The sequence below is a fragment of the Shewanella zhuhaiensis genome, from assembly GCF_022484835.1.
GTDB lineage: Bacteria > Pseudomonadota > Gammaproteobacteria > Enterobacterales > Shewanellaceae > Shewanella > Shewanella khirikhana.
In genome coordinates, this window is the sequence record NZ_JAKUDL010000013.1 from 1 (window position 1) to 18216 (window position 18216).

The window sequence follows — 18216 nt, forward strand, 5'->3', positions numbered from 1 at the left end:
TTTTAAAGAACATCCGGTCGCGCTGGGCTCACCGGGTCAGGGCTGCGTATTCTACGCTTTCCTGTTTTCGCGTCAAGTGATTTACTTCAAGGTTTTTCTGTTTGGCGATTTTGTCACCACACTCACCTTTTCGTTTACTTTTCGCGTTGTTATCTCAGCTCTGCCTGAGCAGTTTTGCCGTGACAACGGATGCGCATTATAGGGAGCCTGACTCGAAGTGCAAGCCCTTTTTAAAAGAAAAAGATCGCATGCCGATCTTTTAGGCAAAATGCGATCTTTCCAGGATCCAGACGTTTGATTGGCTGGTTATTTGGCGGCTTTGACTGCAGGCGCGGCGGCTGGCGCCTCGATAATGCCTTTCAACAATGCTTCGGCTTTGGGGTCGTCCCAGTCGACGTAGCTTCTGACAAAGGCCACCAGCTGCCCTTCTCTGTTAAGGATAAAGGTGGCAGGAATGGTATCGAGGGGGAACACCTGCCTTAAGTTTTGCGGCGCATCGAAGAAAGAACCAAAGTCTTCCATCCCCTGTGCCTTTAAGAAGGCCTCGACTTCTGTCTTGCCACCAGCATCAATAGAGATCGGCAGGAAAGCGAATGTGTTTGGGTCCAACTTGGCTTTAAGACGTTCCAGTGCCGGGATCTCCCTGACACAGGGCGGACACCAGGTGGCCCACATGTTAACCATTACGACCTTGCCCTGATACTGACTGAAGTCGACGGCTTTGCCGCTTGCGTCTTCAAAGGGAACCACTTCGATCGGAAACGGATGGGGTAACTGACGGATAAGATCCACACTGGATGCCGGTTGCGCTGCTTGCTGTTGCATCCCCGGATAAGCGATGGCGGCCCCGGAGGCCGCCAACATCAGTGCGCAGACAATGCGCTTCATGATTTCTTACCCTTGTCGTGTTTATCGACATCAGGCTTGTCGCCTTTGAGCAAGGCATCGAGTTCTGCTTGCTGCTCTGGCGTCAGGTCGGCCGCTTCTACAGGCTGACTACGCTGTTTACGAATAAACAGGATACCGGCGGTCAAACCGATCAGCAGCAGGATGACTGGCCCCAACCACAGAATGTAAGTGCGACCTTCCATTCTTGGCTTATACAGCACGAAGTCACCGTAGCGGGTGGTCATGAACTCAATGATCTGATCGTCCGACTTACCCTCATCCACCATCTTGTACACTTCCAAACGCAGGTCGCGGGCAACCGGTGAGTTGGAGTCAATCAGGTTCTGATTCTGACACTGAGGACAGCGCAGTTCATGGGCGAGTGACAGGGCACGCTTCTGGTTGTCTGCCGACTTGAACTCATAGGTGTCAACCGGCGTGGCCAGAACCAATGAGCTGAAGCACAGCAGCACCATGGCCAGTAATGCGTTCAACTGTTTCATGATGCGGCTCCTGTTGCGGCTGGGCTGTTGGCTGCCGCCTCAGTGGCGGCCTCCTGTTGCAGCTGCTTCACCATCGGATACAGGGTTTCAGTCCAAACGCGCTGATCCACAGGACCTGCGTAGCGGAAACGAATAATCCCTTTATGGTCTACCAAGAAGGTTTCAGGCGCACCATATACCCCAAGGTCCAGACCCAAACGGCCATCTTTATCAAAGATGTTCAGCGCATAAGGGTCGCCTTCGCGGCGCAGCTCACGAATAGCTTCGGCGCGCTCGTCGCGATAGTTGATACCGTAGATTGGTACCAGCTTCTGGCGTGCCAACGACATCAGAAACGGATGCTCATACTTACAGGATGGGCACCAGGTCGCCCATACGTTCAGCAGCGCCACCTGACCTTTAAGGTTTTCCTGGGTGAGCATTTCACCCGGGGTTTCCAATTTTTCCAGTTGGAAGGCAGGCACCGGCTTGCCCTCCAGTGCTGAATCCAGCTTCTGAGGATTGAGGAACAGGCCCTTGTAGAGGAACACGCCCATCCCCAGAAACAATACCAATGGAATGAATAAGACCAGCTTCTTCATTTTTTCTCCAAATCTCAGGCAGTTGCCAATTTGCCTTTGGCGTCTTGCTGCGCTTTGTCTTTGGCAGCAACCTTAACACGATAGCGTTTGTCTGAGGCAGCAAAGAAACCGCCCACCATCATGAAGATACCGCCGAACCACAACCAACGCACAAATGGCTTGTAGTTCAGACGCACCGCGTACTCGGTTGCGCTGATAGGGTCACCCATGGTGACGTACAGGTCACGGAACAGACCCCAGTCGATACCGGCTTCGGTCATGTCCATGGTGCGCACGTTGTACTGACGACGATCAGGCTTGAGCAGGGTGACGAAGTTGTCACCTTTGTACACTTCAATCTGTCCTTGCTGAGCGGTGTAGTTTGGACCCACCACGTTTTTGGTCTCAAGGAACTTGAAGGTGTAACCGGCCAGCTCGTGGCTGACTCCTGGGCCCATGCGTACGCTCTTCTCGATGGAGTAGTTGGACACCATGGTGCCACCCACTACCGACACAGCAATACCCAGGTGAGCGATGATCATTCCCAGTTGGCTGCGACCCAGACGCGCCAGGCTCAGGCCTTCGTTGGTCTTGATGGCGTTGTATCCGGCACGCAGGCTGGCAAGGGTGATCCACATCGCGGTACCAATACCCAGGGCAACCCAGATATTGAACTCACCACCGGCGATGAAAGGCGCGGCAATACCTACCACTGCCGAAACAATGGCAGGGATCATCAGCTGACGCTTCACTTCACCGGCCTTGGCTTTCTTCCAGCGGATGATGGGGCCAATACCCATGAAGACAAACATCACCAGGATGATAGGTACAAACACTGCATTGAAATATGGAGGGCCTACCGAAATCTTGCCCATGCCCAGCGCGTCAATCAGCAGTGGGTACAGGGTACCCAGCAGCACAGTGCCGCAAGCCACTGTCAGCATCAGGTTACACACCAGCAGCATGGTTTCTTTCGACCAGAGCTCAAACTTGGCCGGGCTGGTCATCTCACTGGCGCGGAAGGCGAACAGCGTGAGCGAGCCACCAATGGCAAGGCCGAGCAACAACAGAATGAACATACCGCGGCTAGGATCGGCGGCAAATGAGTGCACCGATGTCAGTACCCCGGAACGTACGATAAAGGTACCCAGCAAACTCAGTGAGAAGGCGAAGATTGACAGCAGTACGGTCCAGTTACGGAAGGTGCCGCGTTTCTCAGTCACAATCAGCGAGTGCACGAGTGCAGTACCAATCAGCCATGGCATAAAGGATGCGTTCTCAACCGGATCCCAGAACCACCAGCCGCCCCAGCCGAGCTCGTAGTAAGCCCACCAGGAACCCAGCGCAATACCGCCGGTCAGGAAAATCCAGGCTGCCAGGGTCCACGGACGGCTCCAGCGCGCCCAGGCCGAGTCAAGACGGCCACTGAGCAGTGCTGCAATCGCAAACGCAAAGCTTACCGAGAAGCCCACGTAACCCAGATACAACATTGGCGGGTGGAAGATAAGACCCACATCCTGCAGCATGGGGTTCAGGTCACGACCTTCCATTGGCGCCGGGAACAGACGCTCGAATGGGCTGGAAGTCAGCAGCATGAACAGGGTGAAGCCCACGGTAATCATACCGAGCACCGCCAGTACCCGGGCGGTAAAGACTTCTTCCAGGCCCTTACTGAACTTGGCAACCGCCGCGGCCCAGACCGACAGGGAGAACACCCAGAACAGCAGAGAACCTTCGTGACCACCCCAAACGGCGGCGATCTTGAAGAAGCTGGGAAGTTGCGAATTGGAATGGTGCGCCACGTAGGCTACGGAGAAGTCATCGACCGCGAAGCTGTAGCCAAGGGTGATAACCGACAAGCTGATAAAAAGGAACATGCCGTATGCTAACGGCCAGGCATAGCGCACAAGGTATTGATCCTTGCGTGCTACCCCGACAAGTGGCACGGTGCTGAGCAGGATGGCGAATGCCAGCCCTGTGATCAGCGCAAAGTGTCCAAGTTCCGGGATCATGGGTACTCCTCAGTCTTATATAGTCATGTCGACAGCCTGACTTCTACTATCGACGCACAACATGAATCACACATTAGTTTTTACGAATTTGCGCCATTTTAGTATTTGCTATAGTTCCTGTCTGCCACTTTCGCGCAAATATGGGTCGCCAGTCTCATTCTTGGTTTCACAGGCAAAACCGAGCTAACTCTACCCCTTGGCAGACATTCTGACGCCTTTTATCTGAATTGGTTGCAGTTAAATCAGCTTTCTGTGAACCAGTGCCCAACTCTGGCGTTTCCCGTCGGCGCTTAAGCTTATATTACTGTTCAATGAATATGCTTTTCGTATAATCTGACCCGCAAACCCGGCGGTATCGCCAGTCAAGGCAACCAAGGTGAAAAATAGATAATGACGACTTTCTGGATTCTGATTGCATTTGTTGTGCTGATCGGCCTTATGCTGATCTGGGTACCCCACTTCCGTCAGCAGCGTCTGCTCAAGACCGAAGAGGCAGGTGTACGTAAGCAAACCAACCTCGAGCTGTTCAACGAACGTCTCGCCATTCTCGAAAAAGAACTTGCCGAAGGCCTGCTGGATGACCAGGAATTTGAAGGCCTGAAGAAAGAGCTGGAAATCAGCCTGCTGCAGGACATTAAGCAAGGCGCCGATGAATCGCTGGTTAATACAGTAAAACCCAAAGGCCTGCTGTGGCCTGTGCTGATGTCTGTCACGCTATTGGGTATTTCCGGCTACCTTTATCAGGACCTGGGACAGTACCAAAACGTATCTAACCCACCGCGCGCCGCCAATCCCCATGAAGGCATGACTGCCGAACAAATCATGTCGCAGCGGGTACAGATGATGGAAATGGCCGTACAGGCCGAACCGGAAAACAGCCAGGCCTGGTTTAACCTGGGTCACGCCTATATCTCTGCCAATCGTTTTGATGAAGCGGTAAATGCTTTCGATAAAGTGATGGAGCTGGTTGGCACCCACGCCGAGCTGATTGGTCCCAAGGCCACAGCGCTGTACTACAAAAACAACCAGCAGATGTCGCCTGAGATCCAGGCGCTGATCGACCAGTCGCTGGCGCTGGATCCCAAAGATCCATCAACCCTGCTGCTGGTTGGTATGGATGCCTTCTTCACCGCCGAATACCAAAAGGCTATCGACGCCTGGCAGACCATTCTGGCCACCGATCGCAACGATATCGACCGCACTGCGCTGATCAACGCCATCGAAACTGCCAAAATGAAGATGATGTCCGAAACCGGCATGATGCCAACCGACAGCGTACATCAGGGCGTAGCGACAACGGCTCCCACTGTAACTGTGCAGGTATCGGTATCGCCTGAGCTGGCAGCCAAGGTAAATGAAACCGATATGCTGTTCATCTTCGCCCGCGCCACCGAAGGCCCCAAAGTGCCACTGGCCGCAACCAAGCTGAGCGCCAAAACCCTGCCAGTTACTATCACTCTGGATGACAGCACCAACATGGGTGGCGATGTGAAACTCAGCAGCGCCAAGCAGGTGGAAGTGATCGCGGTATTGTCCAAGCACGGTAGCGTGAAGCCGCAAACTGGCGACATCAAGGGCACCCTGGCCTCAGTCGATGTGGGCGGTGAGTCTGTAAACCTGGTACTGGATACCCTGGTGCAGTAAAGCATCCATCTCGTTTAATGAAGCCGGCTAACCACGCCGGCTTTTTTATTGGCGCAGCCCTCTATTGGCACAGCTATTGGTTGGCGCAGCGGCTTAGTGGAGTAGCTCGTTATTGGAGTTGCTATTTGCTGGAGAAGGCATCTATTGGAGAAGCGGGGCCGCCAATTTGGATTACGATCGACCGACGAGAGAGTGCCGCACCGGCATTCTTTGGCCTTTTAGGCTTGCCAGTAAATCAGCGCTGAGCATCGAAACACGGCCAAATCACAGGCAATAAAAAACCGGCCAGAGGGCCGGTTCTTCTAACTACATTCCAATTACTTGGACATGAACTCGATAGCGTTCTTGTAGTCTTCATCAGTACAGTCGGTACACATACCGCCTGGAGGCATAGCGTTCAGACCGCCTTTAACACTGGCAACCAGAGCGTCAACACCTTTGGCCAGACGTGGTTCCCACTGGGCAGCGTCGTGAGCCTTAGGCGCACCGGCTACGCCCATGCTGTGGCAAACCTGGCAAGCCTTGTTATAAATAGCTTCACCTTCTTGAGCAGATACGCTGGCAGCCATAGTCAGAGCAGCTACTGCAGTCATTGCTAACAGTTTTTTCATGTTCAATGTTCCTAATGCAAATACTTACATGCTCAACGCTGCCCTCGAAGGCAGACTAGTTTTAGCGAGCTAAGGGTACTACAAACTTCAAAAGATCTCACCTTTTTGTGAGATCTCTCCCAGCTTGTTTCGGGAGATGAGATTTAGGCCACAATTTCGGCAATATATTAGCAAATCTTAAAAAAGTTCCGGCATCATTGCACATATTGGAAGTGCATCAAATTGCTGATACTTAGTCACCTTACGAAGTAAACCCTGCCCTTTAAGTATGTTAGTATCGGCACAGTTCCACCGCTGGATTAGAGGTCTTGGTGACACAATTGACAACAACAACCAAAACACTGGTATCCGCAGATAAGCTGACCTGTATCCGTGAAGAAAGAATTCTCTTCGATGAGCTGAGTTTCAGTGTCAACGAAGGCGATATCATTCAGATCGAAGGCCCAAATGGGGCCGGTAAAACCAGCCTGCTCCGGATCCTTGCCGGACTCTCTCGCCCCTATGCCGGGCGCGTATTTTACCAAACCGAAGACATCACTCGCTGCCGCGACGAGTTTAACGAAGATCTCTTATATCTCGGGCACTTGGCGGGCGTTAAGAGCGAGCTCACCGCCGAAGAAAACCTTAACTTCAATTTAAGGTTAAGTGGCTATGATGACTTCAACAGCGGCGAAATCCTCGCCAAAGTCAACCTGAAAGGATTCGAAGAAGCACTGGCAGGCCACCTGTCCGCCGGACAGCACAGACGCACCGCACTGGCACGGCTGTGGCACACCAGCTGCAAAGTCTGGATCCTGGATGAACCCTTCACCGCCATCGATAAACGCGGCGTGGCAGAACTGGAACAACTGTTCCTGCGCCATGCTGACAACGGCGGCTGCGTAATCCTGACCACTCACCAGGATATGGGGCTCATCACGGACGAGCGGCTGCGCAAGCTCAAGCTCGAATACCGCTTTATATAAGGTTGGCTCCCATGAAACGAGGCATTAGCTACAGACAAGCGTTCTTCACGGTGCTCAAGCGCGATCTTAAGATCGCGGTACGTCACCGGGGAGACATTTTTAACCCGCTGCTATTTTTCGTGATGGTGGTGACCCTGTTCCCATTGGGTATTGGCCCCGAGCCACAGGTGTTAACCCGCATTGCCCCCGGCATTATCTGGGTTGCGGCGCTACTGGCATCCATGCTGTCGCTCGAACGGCTATTCAAGGCCGATTATGTAGACGGCTCGCTGGAACAAATGCTGCTGAGCCCGCAGCCACTGTATCTCACAGTGCTGGCCAAGGTGTTGGCCCACTGGCTGTTAACCGGGGTGCCACTGATTCTGGTATCACCGCTACTGGCCGTGCTGCTGCACCTTGAGGACAACAGCTACGGTGCGCTGATGTCGACTCTGGCACTGGGTACGCCGGTACTGAGTTTGCTTGGTGCTATCGGTGTCGCACTGACGGTTGGCCTGCGCAAAGGTGGGGTGCTGCTCAGTCTGCTTATCCTGCCGCTGTACATTCCGGTACTGATTTTTGCGACCAGTGCCATTGATGCCGCGGGAATGAATTTACCCTATGACGGCCAGCTCGCTATAATAGGGGCCATGCTGGTTGGGTCTTTAACACTGGCGCCCTTTGCAATTGGCGCATCACTAAGAGTGAGTACTAACTAATATGTGGAAGTGGTTACATCCTTACGCCGATCCCGAGCGTGCTTACAAGTTATCAGACAAACTCTTGCCCTGGTTTGCCTTTCTGGCTATCGCCTTTATTGGCACCGGTACCGTCTGGGGGCTGGCGTTTGCGCCGACTGATTATCAGCAGGGCGACAGCTACCGCATCATCTTTATCCACGTGCCAGCCGCATCGATGTCGATGGCTGCTTACATGGGGATGGCCACCGCCGCCTTTATTGGTCTGGTATGGCAAATCAAAGCGGCCGACTGGACCGCCGCAGCTATCGCCCCAATCGGTGCCGTAGTGACCTTTATCGCCCTCTTCACCGGCGCCACCTGGGGTAAGCCCATGTGGGGTACCTGGTGGGTATGGGATGCGCGCCTGACCTCTGAGCTGGTGCTGCTGTTCCTGTACCTGGGTGTGATTGCCCTGTATGCCTCCTTTGAAGACAAGGTGCTTGCCGCCCGTGCCGCTGGCATTCTGGCGATTGTGGGTGTTATTAACATCCCGATTATCAAATACTCTGTGGAATGGTGGAGCTCACTGCACCAGCCGTCCACCATCAGGATCACTGAGAAGTCCACCATGTCAACTGACATGCTGTATCCACTGCTCATCAATATCGTTGGATTTGGTTTGATGATCGGTGCGCTGACCCTGGTTCGATTCAAGGCCGAGATCCTGGCGCGCAACGCCATGCGCCCATGGGTACGTCAAATGGCCCTGGCTCAAGGAGCTAAATAATGCAATTTGAAAGCTTTGCAGACTTTATCAACATGGGAGGTTATGCCTTCTATGTATGGCTGGCTTACGGTGTCACCTTCACCAGCCTTATCACCCTTATCGTTCTTAGCACGCGCCAAAAAGGCAAGGTGCTCACGGAAATCGCTAAGAAAATCGCTCGGGAAGAGCGCCTGAAAGAAAGCCGGAGCAACAAAGAATGAACCCAAGACGTAAAAAGAGACTCGCCCTCGCAGTGGGCCTGATTGGTGGTGTAGCCGCGGTGGCTTCTTTGCTGCTGTACGCGCTGAACACCAACCTGAACCTGTTCTACACCCCTACCGAAATCATTCACGGAAAAGCCGATACCGGCATCAAGCCCGAAGCCGGACAGCGCATCCGTGTGGGCGGCATGGTGACTGTTGGATCCATGGTACGGGATCCCAACAGTCTGCACGTTGAGTTTGCCGTGCACGATGCCGGCGGCGGTGAAGTGATTGTGACTTATGATGATCTGTTGCCGGATCTCTTCCGTGAAGGCCAGGGCATTGTGGCTCAGGGCGTACTGACCGAAGACGGCAAGCTGGAAGCCAGTGAAGTGCTCGCCAAGCACGACGAGAACTACATGCCGCCCGAAGTAGCTGAAGCCATGGGTAAAACCCATGAGAAGCTGCAGTACAGCGAAGATCAGAAAGGCGGTTCACGCTAATCTTCTCGAAAGCCTCCAATCGGAGGCTTTCTTTTTAACGGCAGGGCTATACTTGGAGAAGTCATTCACGGAGATGACGCCATGTACCGCTTACTCATATTGCTCTGCTGCTTCCTGCTCTCGCCGGCATTTGCCGCCCGGGTTGCCATTATTGAAAGCTACCATGCCGACTATGCCTGGGATCATGAGTACGTCCAGGGGATTGAAGATGTACTGGCAGGCCATCAGCTCGAACGCTTTCAGCTCGACACCAAACGAATTCAACGTGAAGACTATGAAATGGCTGCAGATAGGGTCTGGAATGGCCTGACCGCCTATCGGCCTGAACTGATATTAATTGGTGACGATAACGCTTTCAGATTGCTGTCAGCGCGTTTAAGCACATTGAATATTCCCGTGGTTTTCCTTGGGCTTAACGGCACACCCCGCGACTATGGTCTGGATCAGTTCAGCGCCATCACCGGGGTATTTGAACGGCCGCTGCTGAAGCGCTCGGTGCTGTTTCTCAGTGCCTTGCTTAAAAAAGACTCCCCGCGAATTCTGGTATTATTTGATGCCTCAACCACTTCAACCGTATCCCACGATCATCTGAGCCAACTTGAGCCCTATGTGAAGATTGGCAAAATGCATATTGATATCCGTCTGGATAACCGCAGCGAAGTGTGGCGGGAACGGGTAAGCCATGCGAAAGCACAAGGCTACGATGCCATTATCGTCGGCCTCTACCATACGCTCTCAGAAACTGATGGCAGCTATACCGAGCCAGACGAGATGCTCGCCTGGATCCACGACCACACCTCTGTGCCTTCCTTTGGTTTCTGGGATTTCTCGATTGGCCCCAGGGGCAACGTTGGCGGCTTTGTGCTGGATGGCTATGCCCACGGAAAAACCGCAGCAGGGATGGCAGAACGTATTTTAAATGGCACTCCGGCATCGAGTATCTATCCGGTGATAGATGACAGTGGCCGTTTTATTTTCAGTCGCAGTGGTATGAAAAAGTGGCAACTGACGGTGCCAGAAAGGCTGGATGGCAAAATTGATTGGATTGAATAAATCGCGGACATAAAAAAACCGGACCCTAAGGTCCGGTTTTCTTCGCTTTCACTGATTACTCAGCGGCAGCTTCAACTTCAACAGCTACGGCAGCTTCTGGGCGACCTACCAGCTCGATGTAAGCCATAGGGGCTTTGTCACCGGCACGCAGACCACACTTCAGAATACGGGTGTAACCACCAGGACGCTCCTGGTAACGTGGACCCAGCTCGTTGAACAGTTTACCTACGACTTCTTGGTCGCGGGTGCGAGCAAACGCCAGACGACGGTTTGCTACGCTATCACTCTTAGCGAGTGTAATCAGGGGTTCAACTACGCGACGCAGTTCTTTCGCCTTCACAACGGTAGTCTTGATGATCTCGTGACGTACCAGTGAAGAAGCCATGTTGCGGAACATAGCCTGACGGTGGCTGCTGTTGCGGTTAAGTTGACGACCACTCTTACGATGGCGCATGACCTAATCCTTATAAACTATCTCTGTACCAATCCGGTCTTACAGGTCGTCTGCCAAGCTGGCTGGAGGCCAGTTTTCCAGACGCATACCCAACGACAGTCCGCGAGACGCCAATACGTCCTTGATCTCGGTAAGAGATTTCTTACCCAGGTTAGGAGTCTTGAGCAGCTCAACTTCAGTGCGTTGAACCAGATCACCGATGTAATGAATCGCTTCGGCCTTCAAGCAGTTGGCCGAACGTACAGTAAGCTCTAAATCGTCGACAGGACGCAGCAGAATAGGATCGAACTCTGGCTTCTCTTCTTTCTGCTCTGGAACAGACACATCACGCAGTTCTACAAACGCATCCAGCTGTTCAGCCAGAATGGTTGCAGAGCGACGGATGGCTTCTTCTGGATCGATAGTACCGTTAGTGGTCATATCGATTACCAGCTTATCCAGGTCAGTACGCTGCTCAACACGGGCCGCTTCTACGTTGTAGGCAATACGGGCAACCGGTGAGAAAGAAGCGTCAACCAGCAGACGGCCGATTGGGCGATCATCGTCTTCGTTCTGGGCACGGGCAGAAGCCGGCACATAACCACGACCACGCTCAACGCGGATACGCATGCTGATGTCATGATTACCGGTCAGGTGACAGATAACATGATCAGGGTTAGCGATGGTTACATCACCGTCGTGGGTGATGTCTGCTGCAGTAACAGGGCCTGCGCCGGACTTGCTCAGCGTGAGCATAGCCTCGTCTTTTCCTTCGATGATCACGGCCAAACCTTTCAGGTTCAACAGGATCTCGAGGATGTCTTCCTGAACGCCTTCCTTGCTGCTGTATTCGTGCAGTACACCGTCGATTTCAACTTCGGTGACCGCGCAGCCAGGCATGGACGACAGAAGGATACGACGCAACGCGTTACCCAAAGTGTGACCGAAACCACGCTCAAGCGGTTCCAGAACGACCTTGGCACGAGTTGGGCTAACCTGCTCGATGTCCACGAGACGCGGTTTAAGAAATTCTGTAACAGAACCCTGCATTGTGTCCTCTCTTGTTTGTTAGCCTTACTTAGAGTAAAGCTCGACGATCAGCTGTTCGTTAATATCCGCAGACAAATCGCTACGCTCTGGCAGACGCTTGAAAGCACCTTCCATCTTAGCGGCGTCTACTTCAACCCAAGTAGGCTTCTCACGCTGGGCAGCCACTTCCAAAGCCGCTTTGATACGGGCTTGAGTGCGTGACTTCTCACGGATGCTTACTACATCATTCGCAGACACTTTGAATGAAGGGATGTTAACAACACGACCGTTTACCATAACAGACTTATGGCTAACCAGCTGACGTGCTTCGGCACGAGTTGAACCAAAGCCCATACGATAAACTACGTTATCCAGGCGGGTTTCCAAAAGTTGCAACAGGTTTTCACCGGTGTTGCCTTTCAGACGTGCAGCTTCCTTATAGTAGTTACGGAACTGCTTTTCCAGTACACCGTAAATACGACGAACTTTCTGCTTCTCGCGCAGCTGAGTACCGTATTCAGACAGACGTGGCTTACGCGCACCGTGCTGGCCTGGAGCGGTTTCCAGCTTACACTTCGAATCAATTGCTCTCACACCGCTTTTCAGGAAGAGGTCAGTACCTTCCCGGCGGCTGAGCTTGAGCTTGGGACCCAAGTATCTTGCCATGTTCTTTCTCCAACTATCCTAACTAACGGCGTTACACGCGGCGTTTCTTAGGAGGGCGACAACCGTTGTGAGGGATCGGTGTCACGTCAGTGATGTTGGTGATTTTGTAACCAACAGCGTTCAGCGCACGAATGGCTGATTCACGACCTGGACCTGGACCCTTCACGAAAACTTCAAGGTTTTTCAGACCGTAGTCCTGAGCGGCAACACCTGCACGCTCAGCTGCTACCTGAGCAGCAAACGGAGTAGACTTACGTGAACCACGGAAGCCTGAACCACCTGCAGTAGCCCAAGACAGAGCATTACCTTGACGATCGGTGATAGTCACGATTGTATTGTTGAAAGATGCATGGATGTGAGCCATGCCATCGGCAACCTGCTTACGTACGCGCTTGCGCGGAGAACGTGATGGAACTTTAGCCATTTCTCACCTTCCCGTTACTTCTTGATGGGTTTACGTGGACCTTTGCGAGTACGCGCATTGGTCTTGGTACGTTGCCCACGCAGGGGCAGGCTGCGACGATGACGGAGGCCACGATAACAACCAAGGTCCATCAGACGCTTGATGTTCATGGAAACCTCACGACGCAAGTCACCTTCTACTGTGTATTTGGCAACTTCTTCGCGCAGGGTATCGATTTGAGCTTCGCTCAATTCCTTGATCTTGGCATCTTCAGCAATGGCGGTAGCGGCGCAAATGGCTTTTGCGCGAGTACGACCAACACCGTAGATTGCAGTCAAAGCGATGACTGCGTGCTTATGATCAGGAATGTTAATGCCAGCTATACGGGCCACTATGCACTCCTTAAGTTAAAGGCCACCTGTGAAAAGCCCGAAAGGATACTCGACAGGTGACAGTTTTGCAAACATTTTTTGGCCAGCCCTGTTACCAGGGACTGGCCAGATTTTTTAGCCTTGACGCTGTTTGTGTTTTGGTTCAACACAGATAACGCGTACAACGCCGCTACGCTTGATGATCTTGCAGTTACGGCAGATCTTCTTCACGGAAGCTCGAACTTTCATTTCACAACTCCGTAAACTAACTTATCGGCCAAAGCGATCGAGATTCGCTTTGTTGATAAGGTTAGCTTTCTTCATTACAGACTCATATTGATGAGACATCATATGGGTCTGAACCTGAGCCATGAAGTCCATGATCACTACCACCATAATCAACAGGGAAGTACCGCCAAAATAGAACTGTACTTTCCAGGCGATGAGCATGAACTCCGGAATCAAACAGATAAAGGTAATGTATAACGCGCCTGCCAGAGTCAGTCGGGTCATCACTTTATCAATGTAACGCGAGGTCTGTTCGCCAGGACGGATCCCGGGAATGAACGCACCACTCTTCTTCAGGTTGTCTGCTGTCTCGCGTGGGTTAAACACCAGCGCGGTATAGAAGAAGCAGAAGAAGATGATCGCTGCTGCATAAAGCAGTGAGTACAGCGGTTGCCCAGGGCTTACGGCCAGCGAAATATCGCTCAGCCAAGACAGGGCTTCATTCTGACCGAACCACTGAGCCAGGGTTCCAGGGAACAGAATGATGCTGGACGCAAAGATTGGGGGAATAACACCCGCCATGTTCACTTTCAGTGGCAAGTGAGTGGATTGCGCGGCAAACACCTTACGGCCCTGCTGACGCTTGGCGTAGTTAACAACGATACGACGTTGACCACGCTCCACAAACACCACGAAATAAGTGACGGCGAATACAATCACACCAATCAACAACAATACCAATACGTTCAAATCACCTTGACGCGCCTGCTCGGCCGTTTGGCCGATAGCTGATGGCAGGCCGGCCACGATACCTGCGAAAATCAGGATCGAAATACCGTTACCAATGCCACGCTCGGTAATTTGTTCACCCAGCCACATCAGGAACATAGTCCCGGTAACCAAGCTCACCACCGCAACGAAATAGAACCCAAAACCTGGGTTCACTACCAGACCTGGAACCAGGTTAGGCAGACCGGTTGCGATACCGACCGACTGGAATGTACCCAACACCAGGGTACCCCAACGGGTGTATTGACTGATCTTGCGACGACCAGACTCACCTTCCTTTTTCAGTTCGGCGAGTGCGGGGTGCACCACAGTCAACAGCTGCATGATGATCGACGCCGAAATGTACGGCATGATCCCCAATGCGAATATTGAGGCACGCTCAAGGGCACCACCCGAGAACATGTTAAACATGCCCAGGATGGTTCCCTTCTGTTGAGCAAACAGCTCTGCTAATACAGCTGCGTCAATACCAGGAATTGGTACAAAAGAACCGGCACGAAACACGATAATTGCACCAATCACGAACAGGAGACGGGCTTTCAATTCTGACAGACCGCCTTTCGCGCTTTTTAAATCAAGTCCTGGTTTTGCCATCGACGTATTATTCCTCGATCTTTCCGCCAGCAGCTTCAATAGCTGCGCGTGCACCTTTGGTAACCTTCAGACCTTTTACGGTCACTGGGCGCTCAATGGTACCTGAAAGAACGATTTTCGCAAACTGGATGTTGCGAGTTACTACGTTCGCATCTTTCAGTGCGTTCAGGTCGATAACATCACCGTTAACTTTAGCCAGTTCGCCGAGACGAACTTCAGCAGTTACCATAGAAACACGAGAGGTAAAGCCGAACTTAGGCAGACGGATCTTAAGTGGCATTTGACCACCCTCGAAGCCTGGGCGTACACCGCCACCGCTACGAGATTTTTGACCCTTGTGACCGCGACCAGCGGTCTTGCCCAAGCCAGAACCAATACCACGGCCTACACGCTTAGGAGCAGACTTCGCGCCTACGGCAGGAGAAAGTGTGTTCAGACGCATTATCAGTCCTCCACCTTAACCATGTAGTAGACCTTATTGATCATACCGCGAACAGCTGGAGTATCTTCCAGTTCAACGGTGTGACCAATGCGACGCAGACCCAGGCCAGTCAGAGTGGCCTTGTGCTTTGGCAGACGGCCAATGGCACTTTTGGTCTGAGTTACTTTGATAGTTTTAGCCATGATGCATTACCCCCGAATTTCTTCGACGCTCAGACCACGCTTGGCAGCAACCTGCGCTGGTGACTTCATGTGCGTCAGAGCATCAACAGTCGCGCGAACGATGTTGATTGGGTTGGTAGAACCGTAGGCCTTAGACAGTACGTTGTGAACGCCTGCTACTTCCAATACGGCGCGCATCGCACCACCGGCAATAATACCGGTACCCTGAGACGCAGGCTGCATGTAAACACGCGAACCAGTGTGGCGTCCCTTAACTGGGTGGTGCAGAGTGCCTTCGTTCAGTTCTACAGTCACCATGTTACGGCGAGCCTTTTCCATTGCCTTTTGAATGGCAGCTGGAACTTCACGGGCTTTACCGTAGCCGTAGCCAACACGACCGTTACCGTCACCCACTACAGTCAATGCAGTGAAGCTGAAGATACGACCGCCCTTAACTACTTTAGAAACACGGTTTACTGCAATCAGTTTCTCTTGCAGATCGTCTTTCTGCTGCTGAGCTTCTACTTTAGCCATTGTAATAAACCCCTTAGAACTGGAGGCCAGCTTCACGAGCGGCGTCTGCCAGGGCAGCAACACGACCGTGATACTTGAAGCCAGAACGATCGAACGCAACAACAGTTACGCCCTTCTCGACGGCGCGTTCGGCGATGGCTTTACCAACGGCCTTAGCGGCATCCACGTTACCGGTAGACTTCAGGGCTTCCTTGATTGATTTCTCAACAGTAGAAGCCGCTGCAACAACCTGAGCTTCAGGATTGATCACCTGAGCGTAGATGTGACGTGGTGTACGATGTACAACCAGACGGTTCACGCCCAGCTCTTGGATCTTCTTGCGAGCGCGAGTAGCGCGACGCAAGCGAGATGATTTCTTATCCATATCGCGTTACCTTACTTCTTCTTAGCCTCTTTACGGCGTACCTGTTCGTCAGCATAGCGAACACCTTTACCTTTGTAAGGCTCAGGTGGACGATAGCCACGGATCTCAGCAGCCACTTGACCAACCAGTTCTTTGTCGATAGAACGCAGAACGATTTCGGTTTGGCTTGGGCATTCAGCAGTAACGCCAGCAGGCAGTTTGTGTACCAGCGGGTGAGAAAAACCCAGAGACAGGTCGACGTCGCTACCGGTTACTTTGGCGCGGTAACCCACACCAACCAGCTGCAACTTCTTCTCGAAACCCTGAGATACACCCACAACCATGTTGTTGATCAGGGCGCGTGCGGTACCCGCTTGAGCCCAAGCGTTAACAACGCCTTCAACAGGACCAAACTTGATAGCACCGTCTTCAACAGTCACTGCAACAGCGCTGTTGATTACGCGAGTCAGAGTACCCTTACCGCCTTTAACGGTAATTTCCTGACCGTTCAAGGTCACCTCTACGCCGGCAGGAATAGATACAGGTGCTTTTGCTACACGAGACATTCCTAGCTCCTTATGCTACGTAGCAGATAACCTCACCACCCATGCCAGCGAGGCGGGCGGCACGATCAGTCATCAGGCCTTTAGAAGTGGAAACGATTGCGATACCCAGGCCACCCATCACTTTTGGCAGTTCGTCTTTACCTTTGTAAATACGAAGACCAGGACGGCTTACGCGCTGGATAGTCTCAACAACTGGACGGCCCTGGAAGTACTTCAGAGTAACTTCCAGCTCGGCTTTATTGCCTTCAGACGCAACAGCGTAATCAGTGATATAACCTTCGTCTTTCAGCAGCTTAGCGATAGCTACTTTCAGTTTAGCGGAAGGCATCTTCACAGATACTTTGTTAGCAGCCTGGCCGTTACGGATACGGGTCAGCATATCCGCAATAGGATCTTGCATGCTCATATTAGCTTTCTCCGTGACAAGTACTTACCAGCTGGCCTTGCGCAGACCAGGAACCTCACCACGCATGGTAGCTTCACGCAGCTTGATACGGCTCAGGCCGAACTTGCGCAGGAAACCATGTGGGCGACCAGTTTGATTACAGCGGTTGCGCTGACGAGCGGCGCTGGAATCACGTGGTAAAGCTTGCAGCTTCAGAACAGCGTCCCAACGAGCGTCGTCGGTAGACTCTGGACTGTTGATGATAGCTTTCAGAGCAGCACGCTTTTCAGCATACTTAGCCACGAGAGCTGCACGCTTAGCTTCGCGTGCCTTCATTGAAGTTTTTGCCATTACGCTACCCCTTATTTCTTGAATGGGAAGTTAAAAGCGTCCAGAAGAGCACGACCTTCCTCATCGTTCTTGGCGGTTGTGGTGATCACAATGTCCATACCACGAACGCGATCGATCTTGTCATAGTCGATCTCAGGGAAGATGATTTGCTCACGCACGCCCATCGCGTAGTTACCACGGCCGTCGAACGACTTAGCGCTCAGACCACGGAAGTCACGGATACGAGGGATTGCGATATCCAGCAGACGCTCAAAGAATTCCCACATACGCTCACCGCGCAGGGTTACTTTGCAGCCAATAGGGTAGCCTTCACGGATTTTGAAACCAGCAACTGATTTGCGAGCAACAGTTACTACTGGCTTCTGACCAGCGATTGCAGTCATATCACGGACAGCATTTTCCATGATTTTCTTGTCAGCAACAGCTTCGCCAACACCCATGTTCAGGGTGATTTTCTCAATCCGAGGGACTTGCATGACACTGGTATAACCGAACTTTTTAGACAGTTCAGCGATAACAGTCTCTTTGTATTTATCATGCAGTTTCGCCATCGT

At 52.4% G+C, this 18216-nt stretch carries 28 protein-coding genes; 8 read left to right on the plus strand and 20 right to left on the minus strand.

The genetic code is table 11. From position 1 onward, the window contains the following. The coding region (locus MJ923_RS20045; RefSeq protein WP_240592613.1) for a hypothetical protein at positions 1-202 on the plus strand (202 nt) is incomplete at its 5' end. A gap of 104 nt (positions 203-306) precedes the next feature. Here MJ923_RS20045 and MJ923_RS20050 read toward each other — a convergent pair. From MJ923_RS20050 to MJ923_RS20065, 4 genes are read right to left on the minus strand one after another with little or no spacing between them, the layout of a single operon-like run. After that, positions 307-888: a TlpA disulfide reductase family protein gene (locus MJ923_RS20050; protein WP_240592614.1), complete on the minus strand. Its 582-nt coding sequence runs from the start codon at positions 886-888 to the stop codon at positions 307-309. Then, positions 885-1391: a heme lyase NrfEFG subunit NrfF gene (nrfF, locus tag MJ923_RS20055; protein WP_240592615.1), complete on the minus strand. Its 507-nt coding sequence runs from the start codon at positions 1389-1391 to the stop codon at positions 885-887. Before nrfF ends, MJ923_RS20050 begins: the two co-directional genes overlap by 4 nt. Beyond that, a complete protein-coding gene (locus MJ923_RS20060; protein WP_126169107.1) occupies positions 1388-1972 on the minus strand; it encodes a DsbE family thiol:disulfide interchange protein in 585 nt (194 codons plus the stop codon). Before MJ923_RS20060 ends, nrfF begins: the two co-directional genes overlap by 4 nt. A 14-nt stretch (positions 1973-1986) precedes the next feature. Beyond that, positions 1987-3963, minus strand: a complete 1977-nt coding sequence (locus tag MJ923_RS20065) for a heme lyase CcmF/NrfE family subunit (protein WP_240592616.1) — start codon at positions 3961-3963, stop codon at positions 1987-1989. Between the two features lie 390 nt (positions 3964-4353). Here MJ923_RS20065 and ccmI point away from each other — a divergent pair, with 390 nt between their 5' ends. After that, a complete protein-coding gene (ccmI, locus tag MJ923_RS20070) occupies positions 4354-5607 on the plus strand; it encodes a c-type cytochrome biogenesis protein CcmI (protein ID WP_240592617.1) in 1254 nt (417 codons plus the stop codon). Positions 5608-5924: 317 nt separating this feature from the next. Here ccmI and MJ923_RS20075 read toward each other — a convergent pair whose 3' ends face one another. Next, positions 5925-6218, minus strand: a complete 294-nt coding sequence (locus MJ923_RS20075; RefSeq protein WP_126169104.1) for a c-type cytochrome — start codon at positions 6216-6218, stop codon at positions 5925-5927. A 320-nt stretch (positions 6219-6538) separates the two neighbouring features. Between MJ923_RS20075 and ccmA the strand changes: the two genes are divergently transcribed. The 6 genes from ccmA (at position 6539) to MJ923_RS20105 (ending at position 10367) form a co-directional block, all read left to right on the plus strand. Then, positions 6539-7183 carry a cytochrome c biogenesis heme-transporting ATPase CcmA gene (gene ccmA, locus MJ923_RS20080; protein WP_418856590.1) on the plus strand — a complete coding sequence of 215 codons (645 nt, stop codon included), beginning with the start codon at positions 6539-6541 and terminating at the stop codon, positions 7181-7183. Positions 7184-7194: 11 nt separating this feature from the next. Further along, positions 7195-7881 (plus strand): heme exporter protein CcmB, encoded by a 687-nt coding sequence (ccmB, locus tag MJ923_RS20085; RefSeq protein ID WP_126169102.1) that lies wholly within the window; start codon positions 7195-7197, stop codon positions 7879-7881. A 1-nt stretch (position 7882) separates the two neighbouring features. Then, a complete protein-coding gene (locus tag MJ923_RS20090; RefSeq protein ID WP_240592618.1) occupies positions 7883-8629 on the plus strand; it encodes a heme ABC transporter permease in 747 nt (248 codons plus the stop codon). Next, a complete protein-coding gene (ccmD, locus tag MJ923_RS20095) occupies positions 8629-8829 on the plus strand; it encodes a heme exporter protein CcmD (RefSeq protein WP_126169100.1) in 201 nt (66 codons plus the stop codon). The genes MJ923_RS20090 and ccmD overlap by 1 nt, the downstream gene beginning before the upstream one ends. Continuing rightward, complete coding sequence (gene ccmE, locus MJ923_RS20100; RefSeq protein ID WP_126169099.1) at positions 8826-9314, plus strand: cytochrome c maturation protein CcmE; 489 nt, start codon at positions 8826-8828, stop codon at positions 9312-9314. Before ccmD ends, ccmE begins: the two co-directional genes overlap by 4 nt. An 81-nt stretch (positions 9315-9395) precedes the next feature. Further along, positions 9396-10367, plus strand: coding sequence for an ABC transporter substrate-binding protein (locus MJ923_RS20105; RefSeq protein ID WP_240592619.1), 972 nt, complete (start codon positions 9396-9398; stop codon positions 10365-10367). 55 nt (positions 10368-10422) lie between these two features. Here the strand turns inward: MJ923_RS20105 and rplQ are convergent, their stop codons facing one another. The 15 genes from rplQ to rplE form a co-directional block, all read right to left on the minus strand. After that, positions 10423-10821, minus strand: a complete 399-nt coding sequence (gene rplQ, locus MJ923_RS20110) for a 50S ribosomal protein L17 (protein ID WP_126169097.1) — start codon at positions 10819-10821, stop codon at positions 10423-10425. Between the two features lie 39 nt (positions 10822-10860). Further along, positions 10861-11850, minus strand: coding sequence for a DNA-directed RNA polymerase subunit alpha (locus MJ923_RS20115; RefSeq protein WP_126169096.1), 990 nt, complete (start codon positions 11848-11850; stop codon positions 10861-10863). Positions 11851-11874: 24 nt separating this feature from the next. Next, positions 11875-12495, minus strand: a complete 621-nt coding sequence (gene rpsD / locus MJ923_RS20120; RefSeq protein ID WP_011758358.1) for a 30S ribosomal protein S4 — start codon at positions 12493-12495, stop codon at positions 11875-11877. A gap of 31 nt (positions 12496-12526) precedes the next feature. Next, a complete protein-coding gene (gene rpsK, locus MJ923_RS20125; RefSeq protein WP_011758357.1) occupies positions 12527-12919 on the minus strand; it encodes a 30S ribosomal protein S11 in 393 nt (130 codons plus the stop codon). A gap of 14 nt (positions 12920-12933) precedes the next feature. Next, complete coding sequence (rpsM, locus tag MJ923_RS20130) at positions 12934-13290, minus strand: 30S ribosomal protein S13 (RefSeq protein WP_126169095.1); 357 nt, start codon at positions 13288-13290, stop codon at positions 12934-12936. 114 nt (positions 13291-13404) lie between these two features. After that, the gene (gene rpmJ / locus MJ923_RS20135; RefSeq protein ID WP_011758355.1) at positions 13405-13518 is read right to left on the minus strand and encodes a 50S ribosomal protein L36; all 114 of its coding nucleotides are present in this window, start codon (positions 13516-13518) and stop codon (positions 13405-13407) included. 21 nt (positions 13519-13539) lie between these two features. Then, positions 13540-14880 (minus strand): preprotein translocase subunit SecY, encoded by a 1341-nt coding sequence (gene secY, locus MJ923_RS20140; protein WP_126169094.1) that lies wholly within the window; start codon positions 14878-14880, stop codon positions 13540-13542. A 7-nt stretch (positions 14881-14887) separates the two neighbouring features. After that, positions 14888-15322 carry a 50S ribosomal protein L15 gene (rplO, locus tag MJ923_RS20145; RefSeq protein WP_126169093.1) on the minus strand — a complete coding sequence of 145 codons (435 nt, stop codon included), beginning with the start codon at positions 15320-15322 and terminating at the stop codon, positions 14888-14890. A gap of 2 nt (positions 15323-15324) precedes the next feature. Continuing rightward, a complete protein-coding gene (rpmD, locus tag MJ923_RS20150) occupies positions 15325-15504 on the minus strand; it encodes a 50S ribosomal protein L30 (RefSeq protein WP_011758352.1) in 180 nt (59 codons plus the stop codon). Positions 15505-15510: 6 nt separating this feature from the next. Continuing rightward, positions 15511-16017, minus strand: a complete 507-nt coding sequence (rpsE, locus tag MJ923_RS20155) for a 30S ribosomal protein S5 (RefSeq protein WP_011758351.1) — start codon at positions 16015-16017, stop codon at positions 15511-15513. Between the two features lie 13 nt (positions 16018-16030). Further along, a complete protein-coding gene (rplR, locus tag MJ923_RS20160) occupies positions 16031-16381 on the minus strand; it encodes a 50S ribosomal protein L18 (protein WP_126169092.1) in 351 nt (116 codons plus the stop codon). An 11-nt stretch (positions 16382-16392) separates the two neighbouring features. Then, positions 16393-16926, minus strand: coding sequence for a 50S ribosomal protein L6 (gene rplF / locus MJ923_RS20165; RefSeq protein ID WP_126169091.1), 534 nt, complete (start codon positions 16924-16926; stop codon positions 16393-16395). A gap of 10 nt (positions 16927-16936) precedes the next feature. Next, complete coding sequence (gene rpsH / locus MJ923_RS20170) at positions 16937-17332, minus strand: 30S ribosomal protein S8 (protein ID WP_011758348.1); 396 nt, start codon at positions 17330-17332, stop codon at positions 16937-16939. A gap of 24 nt (positions 17333-17356) precedes the next feature. Continuing rightward, positions 17357-17662, minus strand: coding sequence for a 30S ribosomal protein S14 (gene rpsN, locus MJ923_RS20175; protein ID WP_203325703.1), 306 nt, complete (start codon positions 17660-17662; stop codon positions 17357-17359). Positions 17663-17673: 11 nt separating this feature from the next. Then, entirely contained in the window at positions 17674-18213 is a 540-nt protein-coding gene (gene rplE / locus MJ923_RS20180) for a 50S ribosomal protein L5 (RefSeq protein ID WP_011758346.1), read from the minus strand. Between the last annotated feature and the right edge of the window lie 3 nt (positions 18214-18216).